The organism is Lapidilactobacillus luobeiensis (genome assembly GCF_024345205.1).
GTDB classification, from domain to species: domain Bacteria; phylum Bacillota; class Bacilli; order Lactobacillales; family Lactobacillaceae; genus Lapidilactobacillus; species Lapidilactobacillus luobeiensis.
The window spans coordinates 101,256-121,725 of record NZ_BROC01000001.1; the positions used below are offsets into that span (position 1 = coordinate 101,256).

General features: G+C 45.1%; 18 protein-coding genes. 14 read left to right on the plus strand and 4 right to left on the minus strand.

Annotated features, from left to right (window positions below; all coding sequences use genetic code 11):
* Positions 1-184: 184 nt before the first annotated feature.
* The 5 genes from OCU21_RS00425 (at position 185) to OCU21_RS00445 (ending at position 9,103) form a co-directional block, all read left to right on the plus strand.
* Positions 185-1,945 (plus strand): ATP-binding protein, encoded by a 1,761-nt coding sequence (locus OCU21_RS00425; RefSeq protein WP_261805535.1) that lies wholly within the window; start codon positions 185-187, stop codon positions 1,943-1,945.
* A 53-nt stretch (positions 1,946-1,998) separates the two neighbouring features.
* Positions 1,999-3,228 carry a DNA cytosine methyltransferase gene (locus OCU21_RS00430; RefSeq protein ID WP_261805536.1) on the plus strand — a complete coding sequence of 410 codons (1,230 nt, stop codon included), beginning with the start codon at positions 1,999-2,001 and terminating at the stop codon, positions 3,226-3,228.
* A gap of 1,473 nt (positions 3,229-4,701) precedes the next feature.
* On the plus strand, positions 4,702-5,451 hold the full coding sequence (locus tag OCU21_RS00435) for a class I SAM-dependent methyltransferase (protein ID WP_261805537.1): 750 nt from the start codon (positions 4,702-4,704) through the stop codon (positions 5,449-5,451).
* A 416-nt stretch (positions 5,452-5,867) separates the two neighbouring features.
* Positions 5,868-8,474: a DUF3800 domain-containing protein gene (locus OCU21_RS00440; RefSeq protein WP_261805538.1), complete on the plus strand. Its 2,607-nt coding sequence runs from the start codon at positions 5,868-5,870 to the stop codon at positions 8,472-8,474.
* Positions 8,475-8,506: 32 nt separating this feature from the next.
* A complete protein-coding gene (locus OCU21_RS00445) occupies positions 8,507-9,103 on the plus strand; it encodes a P-loop nucleotide/nucleoside kinase family protein (protein ID WP_261805539.1) in 597 nt (198 codons plus the stop codon).
* Positions 9,104-9,330: 227 nt separating this feature from the next.
* Here the strand turns inward: OCU21_RS00445 and OCU21_RS00450 are convergent, their stop codons facing one another.
* Both OCU21_RS00450 and OCU21_RS00455 read right to left on the minus strand, forming a co-directional pair.
* Entirely contained in the window at positions 9,331-9,648 is a 318-nt protein-coding gene (locus tag OCU21_RS00450; protein ID WP_261805540.1) for a DUF960 domain-containing protein, read from the minus strand.
* A gap of 36 nt (positions 9,649-9,684) precedes the next feature.
* The gene (locus OCU21_RS00455; protein ID WP_261805541.1) at positions 9,685-10,176 is read right to left on the minus strand and encodes an aminoacyl-tRNA deacylase; all 492 of its coding nucleotides are present in this window, start codon (positions 10,174-10,176) and stop codon (positions 9,685-9,687) included.
* Between the two features lie 66 nt (positions 10,177-10,242).
* Between OCU21_RS00455 and OCU21_RS00460 the strand changes: the two genes are divergently transcribed.
* Positions 10,243-10,443: a hypothetical protein gene (locus OCU21_RS00460; RefSeq protein ID WP_261805542.1), complete on the plus strand. Its 201-nt coding sequence runs from the start codon at positions 10,243-10,245 to the stop codon at positions 10,441-10,443.
* Positions 10,444-10,588: 145 nt separating this feature from the next.
* On the opposite strand, the gene OCU21_RS00465 is transcribed toward OCU21_RS00460, so the two are convergent.
* The gene (locus OCU21_RS00465) at positions 10,589-11,245 is read right to left on the minus strand and encodes an SDR family oxidoreductase (RefSeq protein ID WP_261805543.1); all 657 of its coding nucleotides are present in this window, start codon (positions 11,243-11,245) and stop codon (positions 10,589-10,591) included.
* Between the two features lie 258 nt (positions 11,246-11,503).
* On the opposite strand from OCU21_RS00465, the gene OCU21_RS00470 reads away from it, so the two are divergent.
* From OCU21_RS00470 to OCU21_RS00505, 8 genes are all read left to right on the plus strand, one after another.
* Positions 11,504-11,983 (plus strand): DUF3013 family protein, encoded by a 480-nt coding sequence (locus OCU21_RS00470; protein WP_261805544.1) that lies wholly within the window; start codon positions 11,504-11,506, stop codon positions 11,981-11,983.
* A gap of 11 nt (positions 11,984-11,994) precedes the next feature.
* Complete coding sequence (locus OCU21_RS00475; RefSeq protein ID WP_261805545.1) at positions 11,995-12,894, plus strand: 50S ribosomal protein L11 methyltransferase; 900 nt, start codon at positions 11,995-11,997, stop codon at positions 12,892-12,894.
* A complete protein-coding gene (locus OCU21_RS00480; protein ID WP_261805546.1) occupies positions 12,894-13,697 on the plus strand; it encodes an RsmE family RNA methyltransferase in 804 nt (267 codons plus the stop codon). Before OCU21_RS00475 ends, OCU21_RS00480 begins: the two co-directional genes overlap by 1 nt.
* Before the next feature lie 72 nt (positions 13,698-13,769).
* The gene (locus OCU21_RS00485) at positions 13,770-14,105 is read left to right on the plus strand and encodes a hypothetical protein (RefSeq protein ID WP_261805547.1); all 336 of its coding nucleotides are present in this window, start codon (positions 13,770-13,772) and stop codon (positions 14,103-14,105) included.
* A gap of 102 nt (positions 14,106-14,207) precedes the next feature.
* Positions 14,208-16,430 carry a RelA/SpoT family protein gene (locus OCU21_RS00490; RefSeq protein WP_261805548.1) on the plus strand — a complete coding sequence of 741 codons (2,223 nt, stop codon included), beginning with the start codon at positions 14,208-14,210 and terminating at the stop codon, positions 16,428-16,430.
* Between the two features lie 184 nt (positions 16,431-16,614).
* Positions 16,615-17,064, plus strand: a complete 450-nt coding sequence (dtd, locus tag OCU21_RS00495) for a D-aminoacyl-tRNA deacylase (protein ID WP_261805549.1) — start codon at positions 16,615-16,617, stop codon at positions 17,062-17,064.
* The gene (locus OCU21_RS00500; RefSeq protein WP_261805550.1) at positions 17,057-17,692 is read left to right on the plus strand and encodes an HAD hydrolase-like protein; all 636 of its coding nucleotides are present in this window, start codon (positions 17,057-17,059) and stop codon (positions 17,690-17,692) included. Before dtd ends, OCU21_RS00500 begins: the two co-directional genes overlap by 8 nt.
* Before the next feature lie 116 nt (positions 17,693-17,808).
* Positions 17,809-18,411, plus strand: a complete 603-nt coding sequence (locus tag OCU21_RS00505) for a hypothetical protein (protein ID WP_261805551.1) — start codon at positions 17,809-17,811, stop codon at positions 18,409-18,411.
* A 232-nt stretch (positions 18,412-18,643) separates the two neighbouring features.
* Here OCU21_RS00505 and OCU21_RS00510 read toward each other — a convergent pair whose 3' ends face one another.
* The gene (locus OCU21_RS00510) at positions 18,644-19,975 is read right to left on the minus strand and encodes an N-acetylmuramoyl-L-alanine amidase family protein (RefSeq protein WP_261805552.1); all 1,332 of its coding nucleotides are present in this window, start codon (positions 19,973-19,975) and stop codon (positions 18,644-18,646) included.
* Between the last annotated feature and the right edge of the window lie 495 nt (positions 19,976-20,470).

The following is a 20,470-nucleotide window of genomic DNA, read 5'->3' on the forward strand; positions in this document are numbered from 1 at the left end:
TAAGATGGTCTAAGTACCAGTTTGCAACAAACGACTGTCTGTTCTTACAGTCGTATCAACTGACCTCTTTGAAGGGTTGGGGATACTAACCTACAATTGACTATTATCAATAATAAAGCTTCTTCTACCATCTCAAGCGGATAAATTGTCTGCCTCCCATCAAAAAAATTTAGGAGTAAACTAGATGACAAGCGATAGTTATATTCTCGATTACGCACCAAGCGCTGTTCAACACCTAGGCGTTGGACTATACAAACAACTTCCCCAGGCATTGGCTGAACTCATAACCAATGCTTGGGATGCTGATGCAACAGCAGTCAACTTACACATTGATTACTTTGCTAAAAAGATTACTGTGTCCGATAACGGCTGTGGGATGTCCCATGCTGAATTAAACTCCAACTTTCTTCGTGTTGCAAAAAATCGTCGACTTTCACAAACCAATAGTAAAACGCCAAGAGGGAGATTGGTTACTGGGAAGAAAGGTCTCGGAAAACTTGCACTTTTTGGGATAGCTAATCGTATCCAAGTGACTAGTGTGAAAAATGGACTTGAAAATTCTTTTGAAATGAACTTCATGGACATCAAGAATACTGATGAAGATAAGCAGTATCATCCAAAGGCAATCGAGAATGATTCCGTCACCAGTGAAGAGAATGGGACGACAATCGTAATTGATGAATTGTCTCTCAAAAACATCACAAAGTTGAGTGACCTTAAGCGTTCACTCGCACGACGATTCAATAAGTACTCTGCCTCTGATTTTTTGGTATTACTTACTGATGAGAGCGGCAATGTTGAGAAGCTAGACGAGGATGCATTCGAGCTTAGCGTGATTCCAGATCACCTTGAATTCACCTTCAGATTCCCCGAAGATTTCAGTGATGAGCTTCAAAGTAATACTGCACTGCAGAATCTTAAATCACAAGGGATTTACGGGGCTGTGTTCACAAAGTTTACTCCGCTATCTTCAGCAAATCAGGGGTTTTCTGTGCTATCTCGAGGAAAGCTTGCAAGTGAACGCTCACAGTCCCAGTTTTCTGATCGCGCAAACGATTATTTTTACACATATGCAACTGGCTATTTTAACGTCGACGTTATCGACAATGATCAACGCGATGATTATATTTCTACTGATAGGCAAGCAATTTTATGGAACTCAAATGATTCTCTGGAACGACTTCGAGAAAATCTAGATAAGCTAATGAACGTTATTCAATCAAAATGGCGAGCTGCTCGTCAAAACACCAAGAAAAAAAAGCAAGAACAGTCGTTGAACGAAAATCCAGACGCCAACGAGGTACTGCACTCCCCTGATGTAACACCAAAAGAAATAGAATCAATTAACACGGTTTCCGAACTTCTTGAGGATGATCAGACAAAGATTTCCGCTGCTGGGAAAGATAGGCTGATAAGTCAAATCGCTCAACAAACGGATACCTATAAACGGAATCACAGTGTCTATAAGAAACTTATTCCCACTAGCTTTTCTGTGCCTAGTAATATTATAACAAAAATTCAGATGCTTCGTGAAGAGATGGTCGCTGCAGCAACGGATGAAGCCGATCCAAATAGATTTATCCTCACACAAGGATTGCTCCTTCGTGCGATGATTGACAGTACCTGCAGCATTGTAATTATCAAAAATCTCGATAATTTGCACAATTTAGGCATAGTTGGGCAACCTGTTTCGACGCCAAAACGGGTCTACGACATGCCCTTGAAAGATAAGCTCTTTGACTCGATTGAATTTCTCAGTGAAATGAATCAATTATCGGGTGGTCAGGCATCACAGACACTGAAAAGCGAAATAGGAAGCATCGGCGTTATTAAAAAACTTGATCAGCTAATGCACGATTCAGAACAGTGGCCGCAATTCCCAGATTTGAAACTTATGTGGGACAAATTGGCCCCTATACTCGCGCTACTGTTTAAATACTGTTAGAGCCTCTTCCATTTTTGTATAACTACTAGTATCCTGGACAAGAGGTAAAAATTATGAATATTATCGATTTATTTTCTGGAGCAGGCGGGCTCACCGAAGGATTCCGTCACGATTTTAATATTGTCGGTCACGTTGAGAAGGAAGCCGCAGCAAGTGAAACGTTGCGTTTACGAGATGCGTTCTACTATTTCAAAGCTAATCACCGTGAATCGACCTACTACGATTTCTTGAACAATAAGCTAAGCTTACAAGATGTATTTGGCTCCGTTCCTACAAGATTGTTAAAAGGTACAATCAACGAAGAAATAAATGACAACAACATTCAAAACATATTTAAACAGCTTGACGAACGAATTGGCTCTGCCTCTGTAGATGGCCTTATTGGTGGGCCACCGTGTCAAGCATATTCAACTATTGGTAGAGCGCGAAATGCCCCCAAAAAAGCATCTGACGGTCGTATATACCTATACAGATACTACATCGATTTTTTAAGAAGGTATCTACCAAAGTTTTTCGTATTTGAAAACGTTCGAGGGCTATTAAGTTTTAAAGATATGGATGGCCAACTCCTCTTTCCGAAAATGAAGCTAGAATTTCAAAAGGCAGGATATAATCTTGATTATCGAGTTTTAGACGCTTCTGACTTTGGTACGCCTCAGTCAAGAAAACGAGTAATTATTTTCGGTGCAAGAAGTAGCGATACTCAAATGATCCAGCGTTTTTTTGACGAGTTATCTCACCTAAAAACGCGGGCACATACGGTCAGGGAAACATTTTATGATTTGCCAAGGTTGTCAGCTGGCACTGAAAATAACAACTATGCCAAGATACCAACAAAATTCATTAAGAAGAACTTTCGAGGTAATGCCAGCATTCCACTAACACAAAATTGTTCAAGACCTAATAATGACAACGATCTACAAATATATCAGATTGTGGCTAAAGCAAAAGCTAACGGAATCAATGTAAAATATAACGAGCTAAATCAAAAACTAATTACACATCGTCATACTGATAAATTCTTGGACCGTTTTAAAGCACTTGGATGGGATGAGCCGTCCCACACGATTGTGGCCCATATTGCTAAAGATGGACATCATTATATTCATCCTGACTATACGCAGAATAGGTCTATCACGGTTCGTGAGGCAGCACGCCTACAAGGATTCCCCGACGATTATTACTTTGAGTCTTCTCGCACTTCGGCACTAACTCAGATTGGTAATGCTGTTCCTCCTATTTTCTCAAAGAAAGTAGCTGAGGCCATTAATTCTATTATATAAAAAGCGGCTGGCTAATTACTTTTCCCGACGTAGGTCAAGTGCGTAACCAAGCGTACGTAGCTATTACGCAGAACTAGTTTAACGAGATTAGATGTCTATACACCATCTAAGAAACGAAAGTGTTGGTCAGCAGAACTGGTGCGTCCAAGATTCAAGTGACTATAGTGGTCTGGAGCTCGTCCTAGGCGTATCTAAATAAAGTCAGAATACACAAGATATTAAAAAGGCCGCCAACCAGTGACGAACAACTAAGTATATACGCGTACCAATTCAGTACCACGTCATCCAAATTCAGCCGATTTCAACCTTTTCAATCGCGCCAAGAATGCCGTTAAATCAACAATCCGACGTCATTCAAACCATCAGATTACAACTCGAAATCCGGCGAACCGGTAAAACGGCGCGCAGGTTCAATTCCTGTACTCTCCTTATCACTTGTAAATGAATCCTGAAAATGCTGGTATCAAGGCATCTTCGGGGTTTTTCTTTTATCTTTTTTTGTTTGTTTTTGGTAGCGACTGGGATAAAACTCGGATAAGTAGGGCATTCCCGACAACGTTTGAAGTGCGGCAACAGTGACCGCTGCATGATCACGCTGATGGATTTTTTAAAGATGCGGGTATACGGGTCCGTTGACAAAATTGAGTTGCCAAAGTGTTAGAAAAAGCGTATTCTACGTAAGAAGATAGTAAATGAATATTTGATCAAATATGGTGTAAGCTGGCTCGCAAGGTTTGAAGGTCGGTAGCAACTCAATAAAAATTCAAGAAAGTGAAGATAATTCAATGAAAAAAATCAACGGCTTAGAACGTTTTCAACTTTGGACTACGATTGGAGGTTGCCTCATTTTTCTTGTCTGTATCTTGGTCCTTCTTTTCAGTGGGGAATATACATGGCATGGACTGCTTCCGCTTATGATTCTATTATGTCTATGTGTAGGGAACGTCATAAGCTTTAAACGTAAATTCCAGGTCCGTTAGCTTGGAGCGGCTTCAAGACGGACGTGTTGGTTATCTTAGTGATGTCCTCAACACCACAAGTTTCCACTGTAAAAAAATTTGAAAAGCAAGATCGTCACTTGAGTTAGAATAGCAGCGTGATCACGGCAGGATCGGGCGGTAGATTTTGACCGTCATTCCTCATTTCTATGAGACTGTTTGTGTCGTCCGGTAGCGGCGAAATAAAATTGCGCTAATGATTTTTTGAAAAGGTTTATTCTGGCGGGCCAGCCCAATGATCAGCATGAGGTCTTGTAAGCTGTGCCTGTCTCGAATTTCAACTGATAGAGCTGTGTAAACGTCGACCTAAAATGGTTTTTGAACGTTTGCCTGACTCTATTTTTTTGATTTTTTTGATTGTTTTAATTTCTCTTTTAACTTGCTTCTGCTACCATTGCCGTAACTGCTGAAAAGGGTTACTATTTTGACAATGGCAATACCAAAATGATGACACCAGAGCATGGAGGACCAGCAAATGGATCAAGTTGATCAATGGCAGGCGGAAAGTCAGTTAGCGATGCACGGGTGGGATTTCAGCCATCTGGACGGCCGCTGGGAAAATGAGCCCTTACCTTGGGATTATCAGGCTGTGGTCAAGGCTAATCTTAAGGACGAGCTGATGTGGCTTGATGTTGATACCGGTGGCGGCGAACTAATGGACAGCTTTAGACATCCCGCGCATAAGACGGTGGTCACGGAAGGCTGGGCGCCAAATCTGAAGTTGTTGCGCGAGAAATACGCGACTTCCGCGGTGACCGTGATTTCTGACCAAAACGAAGACTTGGCCAAGGTGCCAGATCAGCATTTTGACATCATCACCAACAGTCATGGCGCATTGCCAGTTCAAGAGACTGTCAACAAGTTGCGACCCGGTGGGATCTTCATCACCCAGCAGGTCGGTGCGACCAATAATTTTGCCCTGTCGCGCTTCCTCGACCCCAATTACAGCCCGGCATATCCGGACAACACCCTGATCGATGCTTGCGCGCGCATGCAGGCAGCCGGTCTGCGGATCGAACAGCAGAATTCGGCCTTTAGTAAAATGAGTTTCTTTGATGTGGGCGCGATCGTCTATTACGCCACCATGATCCCGTGGGAGTTCCCGAACTTTTCCGTGGCCGCTTGTCTGCCGCGACTACGCCAACTCAGTCGTTTGATCACGGAACAGGGGAGTATTGCAACTTTCGAAGATCGTTTTCTGATCGTCGCGCGAAAACCAGCCTGAAGATATTGTTGCGGTGCCTAATTCTATGACTGAGTATTTTACTAGGGGCGTTAACGAGTTAAAATTCCTTTTTGCCTGAATTTAGGGTATCATATTATTAGAAACTAAATAAGATATCCAAGTCCATAGTAGGTGCGACTGGATTTGGCCAGCCCGCTTTTGCTCGGCGCTGACATTTATTCTGGCGGGTTTGCATTGATCGATCGTTAGCACCGTTACTGAGATTTCCCTGGCCATGTGTGCCGTGCGATTTTCTGGCGCCTTGGCCACATTCTATTGAGTGTAGGTGTCGGCACTATTTGCGTAGAAACTGGTTTGGCGCGGGTAATCGTGGCTTGCCAATATCGGCTCAGGCGGGGGATCGGCCTGAGCACTGACGTTACAACTAATGAGATGAATTAAGTGAGATGAACAACATGACAACAGAAACATTAACGGTATATATCGATGAGTCCGGCAATCTGGGCCAAGATCAAGGCCGTTATTTTACCTTGGCCGCGGTAGTTGGCACGACCGAGGCGATGAAAGGGTTGCGCCGTCGTCAAAAGAACGCCGCCGAACGTTTTCGTCGTAGTAGCCCAACTAAGAAATGGCCCAATAATGAGGTCAAGGCCGCGGCGTTGAACCAAAAGGAACGCGCGACGATGCTACGGCAGGTGCTGACGCCGGAAATCGCGATTTATGCCTTGATCCTTGATAAGCGGCATTTACCAGTCACCGATTTTGCTAGTAAAAATAGTTCTTACGACTACTGGGTCCAACTTTTATTAGATCAGATCGTCGCGACGCAACCGGAAATCACGGAATTATTGGCGCAATTAGACCAGCGTGCTCTAAAAGACGGTAGTCAGAATTCGCTGGCAGATCATCTGCGGATCCATTTCAATTTTGAAATGCAACGTCCAGATCTGACCGTTTCGATCAATTATTATGAGTCGCAACTTAACTATGGCATTCAAGCGGCGGATTTTGCGGCGAATGCCATCAATAATTTTTATGAGACTCAGAAAAAAGGCGCGTACGCCGCCTTGCATAAAAATTTAAGAAAAACATTGACTTTGCCTCAAACTGCCTTTGGTAAGAAACCAACGAAAACGCGGGCTCGTTCGCGGCAAAAGGCTAAGGTCAAGGCTATCAAGGCAACAAATCCAACATCAGGATCAGTCCGAAAAAAAGAAAAAGCGAATAACGATCAGGCCCAAGTAACCAAAAAAGTTTTGCCAAAATCGAAAGTCACAACCGCAGGCACCATTGATCAGGTCAGTGCTACACGCTCAGCCCGATCCCAGACCAAGAAACGCCGCCAAGAGACTCGCAAGCAACAACGCCAGACAACTACTAAGAGTGAGAAAAAGCGGTTGTTAGAGGTTTCGACCACGGCAACAAAAGTGCCTGAGATCGGCGCTTTGCCAACAAGTAAACAACGGCAACGAAAACTTAGGCAGCGGCGCAAACGACACGGCCAAGCCAACAAATCAATAAGTACTGTACCAGTGACCCAATCAAAAAAAGAAATAATGAGGAATCAAGCAGTGAAGAAAAACGATCAAACAAATCTGGCCGTTAATCAGAACAAAGGCACTACTGTGGCCAAACAGCTACCAAATGGCGCATCGCGATCAAACAAGAAAACTCAGGGCATTACTCAAGGTGATGCTAAGGTTAGCAAAGCAACAACGACTAAATCCACGGCCAAGAAAGTCACCACTCCCCAGGTGGAGACGAAAGCCAATGTCGCGTCTTCGAAAAAGCATACCTCAACGCCACGACGAACCAGTACGCGATCCGGGCAGAAACCGGCCGCTCAACCTTCGTCCAAGCAGCAACGGCCTGGTTCATCTGAGAAAAAAAACGCACCCGTAGTAGAAAAATCGACTAGATCAACCACAAAAGCACCAGAAGCCGATCAAGCTCAACATTCTAAAAAAATAACCACGACCACGGCTGGGCAGAAGCCTTCTCGCCGCAATCAGGGGACGGCCCAAAAATCCGTGGCGCAAACGACGCGGGAGACCCGACCGACGACCACAAAACTAAAACAAAGACGTTGGACGATCCGGCCGATCACACCCGCTGTTTCGACTCAAGAGCAATTGATCCATGTTAAGCTTCAGGAACAACGCTTAACAGCGGCCGGCGCGAACCAAACAAAGCAGCGGCAATCGAAGCGGCGATCGAAGTCAGTAAACGGCTCGAAGTCGCGTTCGATCCAGCATACGCCGGTGACCCACAGTCAAATGTTGGAGCCACGCGCAGAAATGACGATGGAAAAGAGCTTACAACAGCAAGCTCAAGTACAAAATAAGAATAATAAATCTACCCGTTCTGAAATGGCGGTAAAGCCTACTAGAGGCGTGCAACCAAGGTCAGTTGACAACCAGAACACGAAAAAAAATCAAAAGTCAGCGGCCAAGCCGAACGCGGCAACGACACAAGGGCCTCGCGCGAAACAATCAGCCCAGGATCGGCCTGTAAACACCCAAGAACAGCAGACCGATCGTGCTGCCAAAGTGATTCCAACGACGACAACACGAACAGTACCGGTGAAAAAAAGCGGGAAAATGTCAAAATCGAGTTCAACTAAACCGCATGACGTGAAGCGACCAATGCCACAGGTAAAGACTGCTGATGTGGCCGCCAGACCCAGCAAGCAAAAGTTGGCCGAAAAAAAATCATTACCCAAGCGCCAGTCGGAAAAGACCAAATCAGCAGCTCAAGGTATGCCAGTAAAGTCTGCAGATCAGCGAACGACTCGCTCTACTGGTGGGACAAGTCAGCCCAAGGCGCTTCATGAAGGTGGCCATACCTCGCAACATGTACCAAACAAATCAAGGACCACGACACGTCCGCAAAAAAACAGTAAAAAACCTGGCCGCCGAGCACCCCTTGCGAAAAAAAGTAATCAGAACCACAATGCTAAGCATTCAACTGCAAGCACAATGAGTGATACCTCGCAGGTTGGCGCAGTCAGTACCGGTGATGGCGCCCACCGGCATCCTTGGACGATCAGAAAATTGGATTGAGGTCAACTACTTCGATCTTGGGAGGAAGACAGATGAGCCTATTAGTTTTGATCGGCGCCCAAGCCGTTGGTAAAATGACAGTGGGAGAGGCCTTGAGCCAAGAAATAGATGGTCGACTTCTATTTAATCATCAAACGATCGATCTTTTCGCTAATTTTCTAGGGTATGATGAACGGACTTTTGCTTTGTCTGATCGAACGAGAAAAGAGTTATTCCGTGCTTTCGTCGCGAAACCTGAAGCAAATTTGGTCGAGACGATTATTTTCACAATAATGATCGATTTTTCCGGTGAGGCGGATCGCGACTTCTTAACAGAGATCAGCGATATTTTTCTAGCGGCAGGACAATCAGTGTACTTTGTCGAGTTGCAAGCCGATTTAGAAACCCGTTTGCAACGTAATCAGAGTGACCATCGTTTACAGAAAAAGCCTTCAAAACGGGATCGTCAGGCGTCTGAACAAGAACTGCGGCAGAGCATGTCCACATATCGCTTATTAAGTCGACCTGGTGAGCTAGCAAAATTGTTTCCTCAGGTAGCAACAATGGTCTTGGATAATACCGATTTGACTGCGCCAGTGGCTGCGGCGAAGATCCGTACCTACTTCGAGTTGCCTAAACGAAAGAAATGATCATTAATATTCATTGCAGGCTACAACCAAATACTTGCTAGATACAACCATCGCTATTCTCAAGGATTTAAAGAAGCATGATGATACTTTATAGAACTAATTTATTCAATAGCGATTCATAGAAGACTCCTGTTTAGAACGGTTGGCTGGCCTTTAAAAGCGGATTTTTGCGAATAAAAAAGATTCTCCTAAAAAGTGCAAGGAGAATCTTTTTTCGTTGGTCGCCATTAATCTTGATCAACATCTGAGGGGAGTAAAATCGTCTGTGAACGGCCATCGTCATAAGCTAGGATCATTTCAGGATAGCTATTATGATAGGCTGCGGTCGTGTCAAAAGCGATTTGGTCACCGGTAGCTTCTGAATCAAAGGTGATCTGGACATTGTTTTGATCAGTGGCTTTGAGTTTGAAGTGAAGTAGATTCTGTAATGGAAAAACACCTTGCAGATCTTGATCGATGATCAACCAAAGCGCATCGATCAGTGTGTCAGGCAATTGACTAGCGACGGCGATTGTCGCAAAACGATTATCAGTAGCTTGGAACATGGCTAGGACCTCTTCTCCTAAAAAAATGGTGTCTGTTTATTGGTTTAGTTCCTCAGTATCAACAGTTAGATCAGTGACCGTTGCGTGGACAAATGTGATTAGATCTTGTGGGCGTAATTGGATCGAACGTCCTAACTTTCCTGCTGAGACAGTCATGGTCGGATGTTCTAGTGCTTCGGTATCGATGTAGATCGGAAAATGATGTTGCTCGTAGATCCCGATCGGTGTATTGGCACCATGAACATAGCCGGTTGTTTGCTCCAACTCTTTTTGTGGTAACATCCGTACGCGTTTATTCCCCGAGATCGTTGCCAGTTTTCGCTCATCGAGGTGTGCGCTGATCGGGATCACACCGACCAAGGGACCGGTCTTTTCACCGTGAAGGACCAGTGTTTTGTAGATCAATTGGGCGACATCGGCTTCGTGGGATTGACCCAGGGTGAATTCCAGTTGTTCATAGGGGATCTTGGCGCGATCAAGGATTTTTTCGACTAAAGTTTTTGGTAATTTATTCTTACGTTTACTCATTTAGGCACCTTAATTCTAGCAATTTTATGGTGAGCTTACTATAATAATGACCAAGAGGTGAGAGACATGTTCGCTTTTAGAAAGAAGAAGCCAACGACGAGCAGTGAATTTGACTTTTCAAAATTGATGCATCAGGTACGCCAAGATCCACAGCACTTGGAACAGGTGCAAAATGATTTCAAGAAATACACCCGTACCTATCCAAAATCGCCGTCAACGAACCGACCTGTTTCTCATGGATCAGGATCTGATCAGCAAAAAACTTAGGAGAGACTGGGACAAAACATTGTTTTGTCCCAGTCTCTTAGTTTTAATTGCCCTTTGTTGCTCATTTTTAATAAGCGTCTGGTTGTTTATTTTAAGCCAATCAGTGGTCAACCGCAACTGTTGACTGACAAGTTTTGCTGGCGGGTTATAGTTCCCAAGCCTTTGAGCTTAGTTCATCAATGGCTTGATCCAGTGCTTGGCCACCATCAGAAACGGTGATCTCAAGTTGCTTCAATTCTGGCCGATGAACTAATTTTACCAGGAGATCAGCGACATTATCGCGGCTGACACTGGCAGATAGATCACTGTGATGATCAAGATCGACTGCGCCTGAACCAACTTCATTAGTTAAGGCAACGGGGCGAATGATTACATAGTCAAGATCAGTGCGATGAGTCAACCATTCATCGGCGTAGTGCTTAGCGATAAAGTAATCATGTAAGCTTCCTGACCACTTTTCGGGATGATTGGCATCAACAGAGCTAACCAAGAAGTACCGCTTGATCCCAGCTTTCTCTGTGGCATTCATTGTTTTGACCGCGCCATCAAGGTCGATCTTCAAGAGTTCACGACCAGCTGAGCCCGCGGTGAAGATCACAACATCGTGGTGACTTAAAGTCGTGGCCATTTTTGCTTCTGACCAATTCAAATCAAAGGCGACATAATCAACGTTAGTTTGTTTCGAGACGGCTTGTGTTTCAGGATCACGCACACCAGCAGTGACTTGATCACCTTGTGCGGCTAATTTTTCAACAGTCCGTTGGCCGATTTGACCATGCGCACCAATTACAAATACTTTCATACCGATTCCTCCAATCTTTCACTGACTCTAGTCTAAGCTATAATGAGAAAATTGTTTAGTGATTACACCTAAGCAAGAGTCTAGTCGCGGCAAAATCGGCGACGATGGGCAAAGTAAAACGAGCTACGTTGATTCAACTGGTTTTTTGTGGTGACCCAAGGGTTTCTGTGTCATAATAGGAACAGTTAATAAAATGGTTGCACTACAAAGACGTTAATAAATTCAAAAATATTACCATCAGAAAAAGGAGTGGTAGCTATGGATATTTTAAGTTACTTAGATGAACAGATCGAACAAAGTGATTTCCCTGGCGATCTGAATATCAATTGGGACAAGGAGATCCGCTCATTTGAGATCGAGATCTTGATGACTGGACAAACAAATGAACTGGAGATCGAGGATCAAGAAGGTGATACTCAAGCGGAGGAAGTCAATTATGATGACGCGATCCTGATTTACGATGAGCAGAAAGTTGCTGGTCAGGATTACGCGGAGAATTATTTGGCGACGATTCCTTTTGCTGGTCGTAAGGGGATCGAAAAGGCTGTACTACAAGGATTAGTAACTTATTTAACGACGCTGCTTGATGACGGGATGAATGATTTTCTTGATTTTCTTGACCCTGATCTGGAGGTGGCTACTTTTCAATTGGCTTGGTCCACAACTGATTTTGAGGCGGCGGTAGCGGCGGCTCGGGCTAATGGCGCGACTGGCTATTACAGCTATCCTAAATATTAAGGAGTAAGACGATGATCTGGGAACAAATTCGGGTGGATTGCGCGCCAGAGATGGTCGACTTGATCGCGGATCAATTGATCGAGTTGGGTACTGGCGGCGTCCAGTGGTTGGATGACGAAACAACGACGGCACCGGGGAATGATCGCGCCGCGGTCCTGGCCTATTTACCAGCGGCACAAGAATTGACTGATTTTCTTCAGAAGTTGGACCAGCGTTTGCAAAGTTTGCAAGACCAAGGCTTTTTAACAGTTGGGTGGCGTTTATCCACGCGTCAGGTCGATGATCAAAAAGGAGCCTTGGCTTGGGAATCTTACTATCACGTTCAACATTTGACTCGATTCATTACGGTTGTCCCACAGTGGGAGGATCATCAGCCCACGACTAATGACGAGATCGTGATCCGCCTTGATCCCGGACGATCTTTTGGGACCGGCATGCACCCAACAACGCGGCTAGCGGTCAGCGCCTTAGAATTAAGTTTACGTCCGGGCCGATCCGTTTTTGATGTGGGAACTGGTTCGGGAATCTTAAGTTTAGTCGCTTGGCGGCTAGGAGCTAGCACTATTCAGGCCACAGAACTGGATGAAAATGCTTTGGCGTTCACTGAAAAAAATCTACGCCTCAATCATGGTGAAGCGGCTATTAAATTGATGGCCGGTAGTTTATTGACGCCGGTCGAAGGGCGTGCTGACTTGATCATCGCCAATATGTTGCCAGAAGCGCTTTTGCCATTGATCCCACAATTGACTGGTCATTTACAGCCAGAGGGTCAGGTGATCTTGACGGGGATCATCAACACACAATTACCTAAGATCCAAAACGCGCTGACTCAGGCTGGCTTTGTGGTCGATCTGCTTTTACAGGCCGGTGACTGGTTCTGCCTCCGTTGTCAAAAGGAGGGAGAAAGCTGATGCAGCTATTATTTGTTGAAGAAACGTTACAGCCGCAACAAACGCTGGTTATAACGGGAACGGCTTTTCAGCATGTGATCAAAGTCTTACGTTTGAATGTGGGCGCGCCTTTGGAGATCGTTGGCTGTGACCAGCTCGGTTATGGGGCCACGATCACGGCGATCGATCTCCAGCAAGCTAGCTTGACGGCGACGCTAGGGACAAAGCCGTTAGCGAATACAGAACTACCAGTGCAAGCGACGATCATCTGTGGTCTTCCCAAGGGGGAAAAGGCCAAATTGATCGTCCAAAAGGCCACCGAGTTAGGTGCGGCAACGATTGTTTTCTTTCCGAGTCAGCGTGCGGTGATGCGTTGGAAGAAAGAGCAGGTCGCCAAAAAAATCGCGCATTTACAGCAGATCGCGTTAAGCGCTGCGGAGCAGTCGCACCGTCGTCAAGTCCCTCAGGTGGCCTACTGGTCCTCCCTGCATGATTTACCAAGTGCTGGTCTGAATCTAGTGGCCTATGAAGAAGTCGTTAAGAACGGGCAAAAAAACTTGGCTTTAGCCCAACGATTTCAGGAACTGCGGCAGACATTAGTGGATCCAGTGCTACAAGTGGCAGATCCAATGCTGAACAAACCAGCAATCCGGATGATCTTTGGCCCTGAAGGTGGTTTGGCGCCAGAAGAAATGGATCTCCTAGCCGAGCAGGGTGTTCGCACAGTGGGACTTGGCCCGCGGATCCTGCGGACAGAGACAGCACCACTTTATTTTCTGAGCAGTTTAAGCTATGCTATTGAGGTCGAGTCATTGTCGCAGTAAAGTTATTCGACCGGCTTTATTTGAATTTAGTTTTTGTTTGAATCTAAATGAATAGGAATGATTGTTGAACCGATGACAAAAATAAAGAAAGTCTTGCCGAAACCTATTTTGATTTTTCTATTAGTGGCTTTGGTCGTGTGTTTTCCCTTGCCACTATTGACCAGTTGGTTACATATTTCGACAGTCCAGCGTATTATTAGTTTATTTCTGATCTTGGACCCGTTGATCGTGATCATCAGTTCGATCATGATCAAGCGTCAACACTGGTCCGCTTGGTGGCTATTGGCGTTTCCAGCAATTTTCGCCTTAAGTGTTTGGTGGCGGTTTGCGCAGTATAATTATTGGTTGGTAGGGATGTATCTGTTATTAGCGGTGATCATTTATTTGGCGACACCACGGAAATCTTGATCAAAAGCGTTTGTTTTTTTAAGACTATTTGCGCTCACTGGGTCAGGCGGATTTTTTAGAATAAAGAATATGAATATTTGATTAAAATTGGGGATGATGGCGGTGTCAAAAGAACGTGTCTTGACTCAAGATGAAGTCATGGAACTTTGCCGAGAATATATGAATCAAGATCATCTCGCTTTTGTGCAAAAAGCCTATGATTTTGCGGCATATGTCCATCGGGAACAAAAGCGACAATCAGGCGAACCATATATTATTCACCCGATCCAAGTTGCCGGGATCTTAGCAGAATTACATATGGATCCAGAGACCGTGGCCTCTGGCTATTTGCATGATGTAGTGGAGGATACCAATGTGACCCTCGGAGATGTTGAGGAGCTTTTTGGTAAGGATGTGGCGATCATCGTTGATGGGGTCACCAAGTTAGGCAAGATCAAATATAAGTCGCATCAAGAACAATTAGCCGAGAATCACCGAAAAATGTTGCTGGCCATGGCGAAGGATCTGCGGGTGATCATGGTCAAACTGGCCGATCGCTTAAACAACATGCGCACATTGCAACATCTGCGTCCAGACAAACAACGGCGGATCGCTGATGAAACATTGGAGATTTATGCCCCTTTGGCTGATCGTTTAGGGATCAGTCGGATCAAGTGGGAATTGGAGGATATCTCGCTCCATTACTTGAATCCGCAACAATACTATCGCATCGTCCATCTGATGAACTCTAAACGCGGTGAGCGCGAAAGTTACATTTCAGAAGCCATTGGTGAGATCAAGGCTGCTTTGAGCGAATTGAACGTTAAGTATGAGATCTATGGCCGTCCCAAACACATTTATTCTATTTATAAAAAAATGCGCGATCAGCACAAGCAATTCAATGAACTTTATGACTTGTTGGCGATCCGGGTAGTGGTCGATTCGATCAAAGACTGTTATGCGGTTTTGGGCGCGATCCACACCAAGTGGAAACCATTGCCCGGCCGTTTCAAGGATTATATCGCGATGCCCAAAGCCAATGGCTACCAATCCCTGCACACGACCGTGATCGGTCCTCAAGGGAAGCCGCTGGAAGTGCAGATCCGGACGCAAGAGATGCATCAAGTGGCTGAATATGGTGTGGCCGCACACTGGGCTTATAAAGAAGGCGTCAAAGATGAGGTCCATCTTGACGTTACCGGTCAGAAACTGGATATTTTCCGGGAGATCCTTGAGATCCAAGACGAGTCGGAAGACGCCAAAGACTTCATGGAAAGTGTCAAAGGGGATATTTTCAGTGATCGGGTCTATGTTTTCACGCCCCGTGGCGATGTTTATGAGTTGCCTAAAGGCTCAGTGCCGATCGATTTCGCTTATTTGGTCCATACAGAAGTCGGGAATCACACCGTAGGCGCCAAGGTCAATGGCAAGATCGTGCCATTGAATTATCAAATGAAAAACGGCGATATCGTCGAAATGTTGACGTCAACTTCTGCCGCTCCCAGTAAAGATTGGGCGACGATCGCGTTTACTAGTCGCGCCCGTAATAAGATCCGCCGCTTTTATAAGCAAAAAGAAAAAGATGTCAATATCGATCGTGGCCGTGAATTGTTAGAGAAACAGTTACAGGATCTGGGTTATCCGGCTAAGCAATTTTTGGATAAGGAACATATGAGTCAGGCGCTGGCGCGTTTTAACTTCAACACTGATGAGGAACTGTTAGGCGCCGTCGGTTATGGTGAGATCTCGGCGCAAGTCGTCGCCAATCGTCTGACCGAAAAAGAACGTAAAGAAAAAGAAGAAGAGTTACAGAAGCAACAGGCAGAAGAGATCTTATCCACACCTAAAACGCCGGCGAAGCCAAAAGATGGTCCGGAAAAACTGAAGATCCAACATGAAGGTGGCGTGGTGATCCAAGGGGTCAATAACCTGTTGATCCGTTTAGCCAAATGTTGTAACCCAGTGCCGGGGGACCCCATCGTTGGTTATGTGACAAAGGGGCGTGGCGTGACAATCCATCGCGCTGACTGTCCAAATATCCTCAATGAAAAAGATGCGATGCGTTTGATCGAAGTCGAGTGGGATGAAGTCGATGATACAACGCAATCTTATCTGGCGAATTTGGAGATCTTCGGCTACAATCGTAGCGGTTTATTGAACGAAGTGTTGCAGACCTTAAATTCTCAAAGCAAGAATCTCAACAATGTCAATGGGCGTGTCGATCATAATAAGATGGCCAATATTTATGTCACTGTTGGTGTGCGCAATGCCCAACATCTAGAAAGGATCATTGATAGTCTCAAGAATATCCCTGATGTTTATGAGGTGAAACGGGCCAAAGGTTAGTTTCGCAAAAAGTCGCCGACAGATATCTTTTGATCTGGGTAGGCGCTTTTTTCGTTAGGCGGCGTGGGATCCTTGAAACTGAAAGTCAGTTTGTGATCGTTTGTTGGAACAAAGTCAGGATCAGCTTATTAGTAATACGATTTTAAATAAAAATAGATTTAAGCAAATCGGATAGGAGTCTTTTATGCGGGTAACGTTACAGCGGGTCAAATCAGCTAGTGTTAGTGTTGCGGGAACAACGGTCGGTCAGATCAAACAGGGGTTGGTCTTGTTTGTCGGGATCGCCCCAGAAGATACGACGCAAGAACTTACAAAAATGGCTAATAAGATCGCCAAGTTACGGATTTTTGAAGATGATCAACAAAAAATGAATCTGAATCTGCAACAAGTCGGCGGAGAGATCCTGTCGATCTCACAATTCACCCTTTACGCGGATACGCGCAAAGGAAATCGACCGAGCTTCACTGCCGCCGCCAAACCGGATCAAGCTGAGGCCGGCTACTTGGCCTTCAACGCGCTGTTGGCGGATTTGCTGCAGCAGCCGATCCCTACCGGTGAATTCGGCGCGGACATGACCGTGACCGTGGTGAATGATGGGCCGGTGACGATCAATCTGGAGGTGGCCCATGATTAAGAATTTGATTTGGGATTATGACGGCACCTTATATGATACCTATCCCAAAATGTTGCTTTGTTTGCGGCAAGCCTTGGCAGATTTTGGCCAAACCAGCTTGGACCAAGACGAATTGTATCGTTTGATCAAAATCAAGTCGATTCGTTTCGCCTTGACCTATTATCAACAGGTCTATGGTTTGGATCGTACTCAGGTCGAACAACGGTTTCAATTTTACCTGACGCGGCCCGAGGCACCCAGCGTGAAGCCTTTTCAGGGCGTCGCAGAAGTTTTGGCTCAAGTAGTGGCCAGTGGTGGGGTCAACTTGTTGGAGACTCATAATAACCAAGGCGCGATCGCGCAAATGCGGCAAGATGGGCTTTGGCAATATTTTGCCGGTGGGGTCACCGCTGATGATGATTTTCCCCGAAAGCCAGACCCTAGTGGGGTCAACGCCTTGGTGACAAAATTTAACTTAGCTCCCCAAAAGACCGCAATGGTCGGCGATCGCCGGCTGGACATCGAAGCAGGTGAACGGGCTGGGATCCAGACGATCTATTTTGATCCGGATCTTTTTGCGGACGCGCCGATGGCAACTTACACCGTCGATCAAATCGTGGCGATCGTGCCGTTGTTGAAGGTAGACTGAGCTGGGAAATTTTTGAGCTAGTCAGAAAATAATGGCTGAATCTTTTTTTGAATTCTAATTTTGAATTCTGATCTGGCGAAACCAGCCGATTCCGTAGTTAATGGGAGGTCTGTATATTGAAATTTTCAGAAGAAATGGATCAATATCTGACTCAGAAGCGACTAAGCCCAGTTAAAGCCTCAGTACATTATGGGGATTTGTCGAGGTTAACGATGGCCAAGTCACAGGCACAGTTACCACCTGTTCCGGTTGAAGTGATTATCAAGTTGATCAATGAGTTCTTGGAAAAAATCGAGATGCCAGAAGTCGCCCACCCAATAATGACTGATTTCAAAGTTGATCCAGCCACTAAGATTGTTGAGCTGGACTATGAGGCAATAAAACGGAACAATGATTTGAATACTGTTAATCACATCGTCTGGCTTAAATTCACGATGGATAAGTTCCTCGGCGTTGTCGCTTCGGGAAATGATTGCAATTTCGATATACCACCCGATCCTGCTCATTACAATGATCCAGGTCGGCGATCCAAATGGAAATATACCACTTCTGGTATCTTGATCGATCAGCTAGAAAAGAAGTGGGATGAGAGTCTGCTCTTGGTCTTTCCGTTACCCGGAATAACCGATCAAGCGAAATCCGATATCGAGCGCGGGGTTGGCCAGTACTTATTGAAACATGATGTCCCTATCCTAGATTATTATTCACATCTTTTTTGATTGAAATCGAAAGACGGAGGCCAATGACTGATTTTTTTCGTTTTTTGGGGGAGTCAGCCCTAATTCTTCGAACTTGAGTGGATTCGGATTTCTTACTTAATAGTAAAACAAAGGTGCTCATCAATTTGATGGGACACCTTTGTTTATATTGCGGTTAAATTTGATTTTATCCGGTTAAGCAGTCAATTCGAGGCTGCAAAACTTGGCTGCCATTGCCACGGGCATCAAGGAATTACTTGAAATAATTGGTCAAAGCGATCACGATATCATTGGCGACTTTGTTGTAATAACTGCTCTTGGTGATGTAACTGAAATCCTTGCTATTGTTGATGTAACCTAACTCCAGCAGTACTGCCGGTCGTTGATTATCACGTAAGACTTGGAAGTTGCCATATTCAATGCCGCGATTCGTCAATGGCAGATTATTGAATTGTTCGTTAAGGACTTGGGCCAGTTTCTTGTCCCGATTGTCGTGATAGAAATAAGTGGTTGTCCCCGTAGCCGAATTGGCTGTCTCACTTGAATCAAAATGTAAACTAATAAAGGCGTCGGCCTTGAGTTTATTGGCAGCCTGAGCCCGCGGTGCCAGATCAACGAAACTATCATCAGTTCGTGTCATGACGACATTTGCGCCCGCATCTTTTAATTTGTTTTCGATCACATTGGCAACCGCTAAGGTATAACTCTTTTCGTATTTTGAGGTCTGTGACAGGGCGCCTACATCATTGCCACCATGTCCGGGATCCAATACGATCGTGGCCTCGGCTAAGTTGGAGGCGATCTTTGGCATCGTGTCATCCAAGGTGCTCTTATCTGCGATCGAAACGACCCAGCTCGCCACATAACCAGTTTTTCCGGCGGCCGTCTTGACTTGATACCATTGATTGACCGTCTTCAGATAGGTCAACGCTGTTTTTGCCGCTAATTTTTGCACGACCGTGGCCTCGGCGTTCGGTTGCTCACGCAAGGCGGTATTATCGGTATCAATGATCACGACTTGATTACTAGATTTGGTCAAAAGACTACTGGAATCGCCAGTATTTGTCGTTTTAGCAGTGCTTTCGACTTGATCGGTCAACTTGACTTTGCTGGTCAATAGCCAAGCTACAGAATCCTCATATTTGACCTCGAGCCAGTCGCCTTCCTGATATAAAACAGTGACTTTATCGCCGGCGTTCAATTGTTTGAGCTGCTTAGCCCCAGTATTGTTACTGACATATAGGGGTGTACTGCCTTCATTGACTAAACCGATCCGATTCGAGGTCGCACTGACTTCTGTATTCTTGATCAACCAGCTGGCGACCCAACCGACTTCAGTTTCGCTGAGACGAACTTCATACCACTCATTGCGTTCATCGATCACGGTCAACCGCTGGCCCTTATTGACTTGAGCAGTGACGTCGTAAGCCAAGCCAGGCCCTTTACGTACATTCAAAACATTGGCCTGCACAACGACTTGTTGCGAATTGGCCATCACGATCGTCGTCCCGATCGAGCCTAAGATCGCTAAGCCGACGATCAGCCAAAGGCGCCATTGCCAGAGCTTATGTAAGAAAGTTTTCATTCGATCCATTCCTTTGCATGTTATTCAGGAAATCGCTTAATTTTGTCAGACGTTTAGCTTGATTTTACCATGATTACTGAGGGAATGTCTGGCCTTAACGTTAAAAGATCAGATTTTTTAGACAAAACAATCTTTCTGACACATTTTTTCTTTATTCTACGCCTGACGTAGGGGGGATCGTAAACAAGAAATGCGGCAAATAATTAACCAGATAAGTGATCATTTGCTGCTTTTGTCGTTGTAAGCACAAGATCGATCGCTTCAAAAACTGGCACTTGCTGAGCCAGGCCTGAATAAATCTTAGAATATTCGCTGCTGAGTATTTTGTAGGTCTGCGATGACGATTTATCACCGTGAAAACGTTGCCAGTCTTGACTTTTGCTGACTAGACGTGTAAATTAGTAAGCGAATATCAAACCGATGAAAAATGAAAAGTAGTTCAAGCACAGAGACTGCGGTAGGTGAGAAAGCAGAACGAACGAAACGACCATTTTG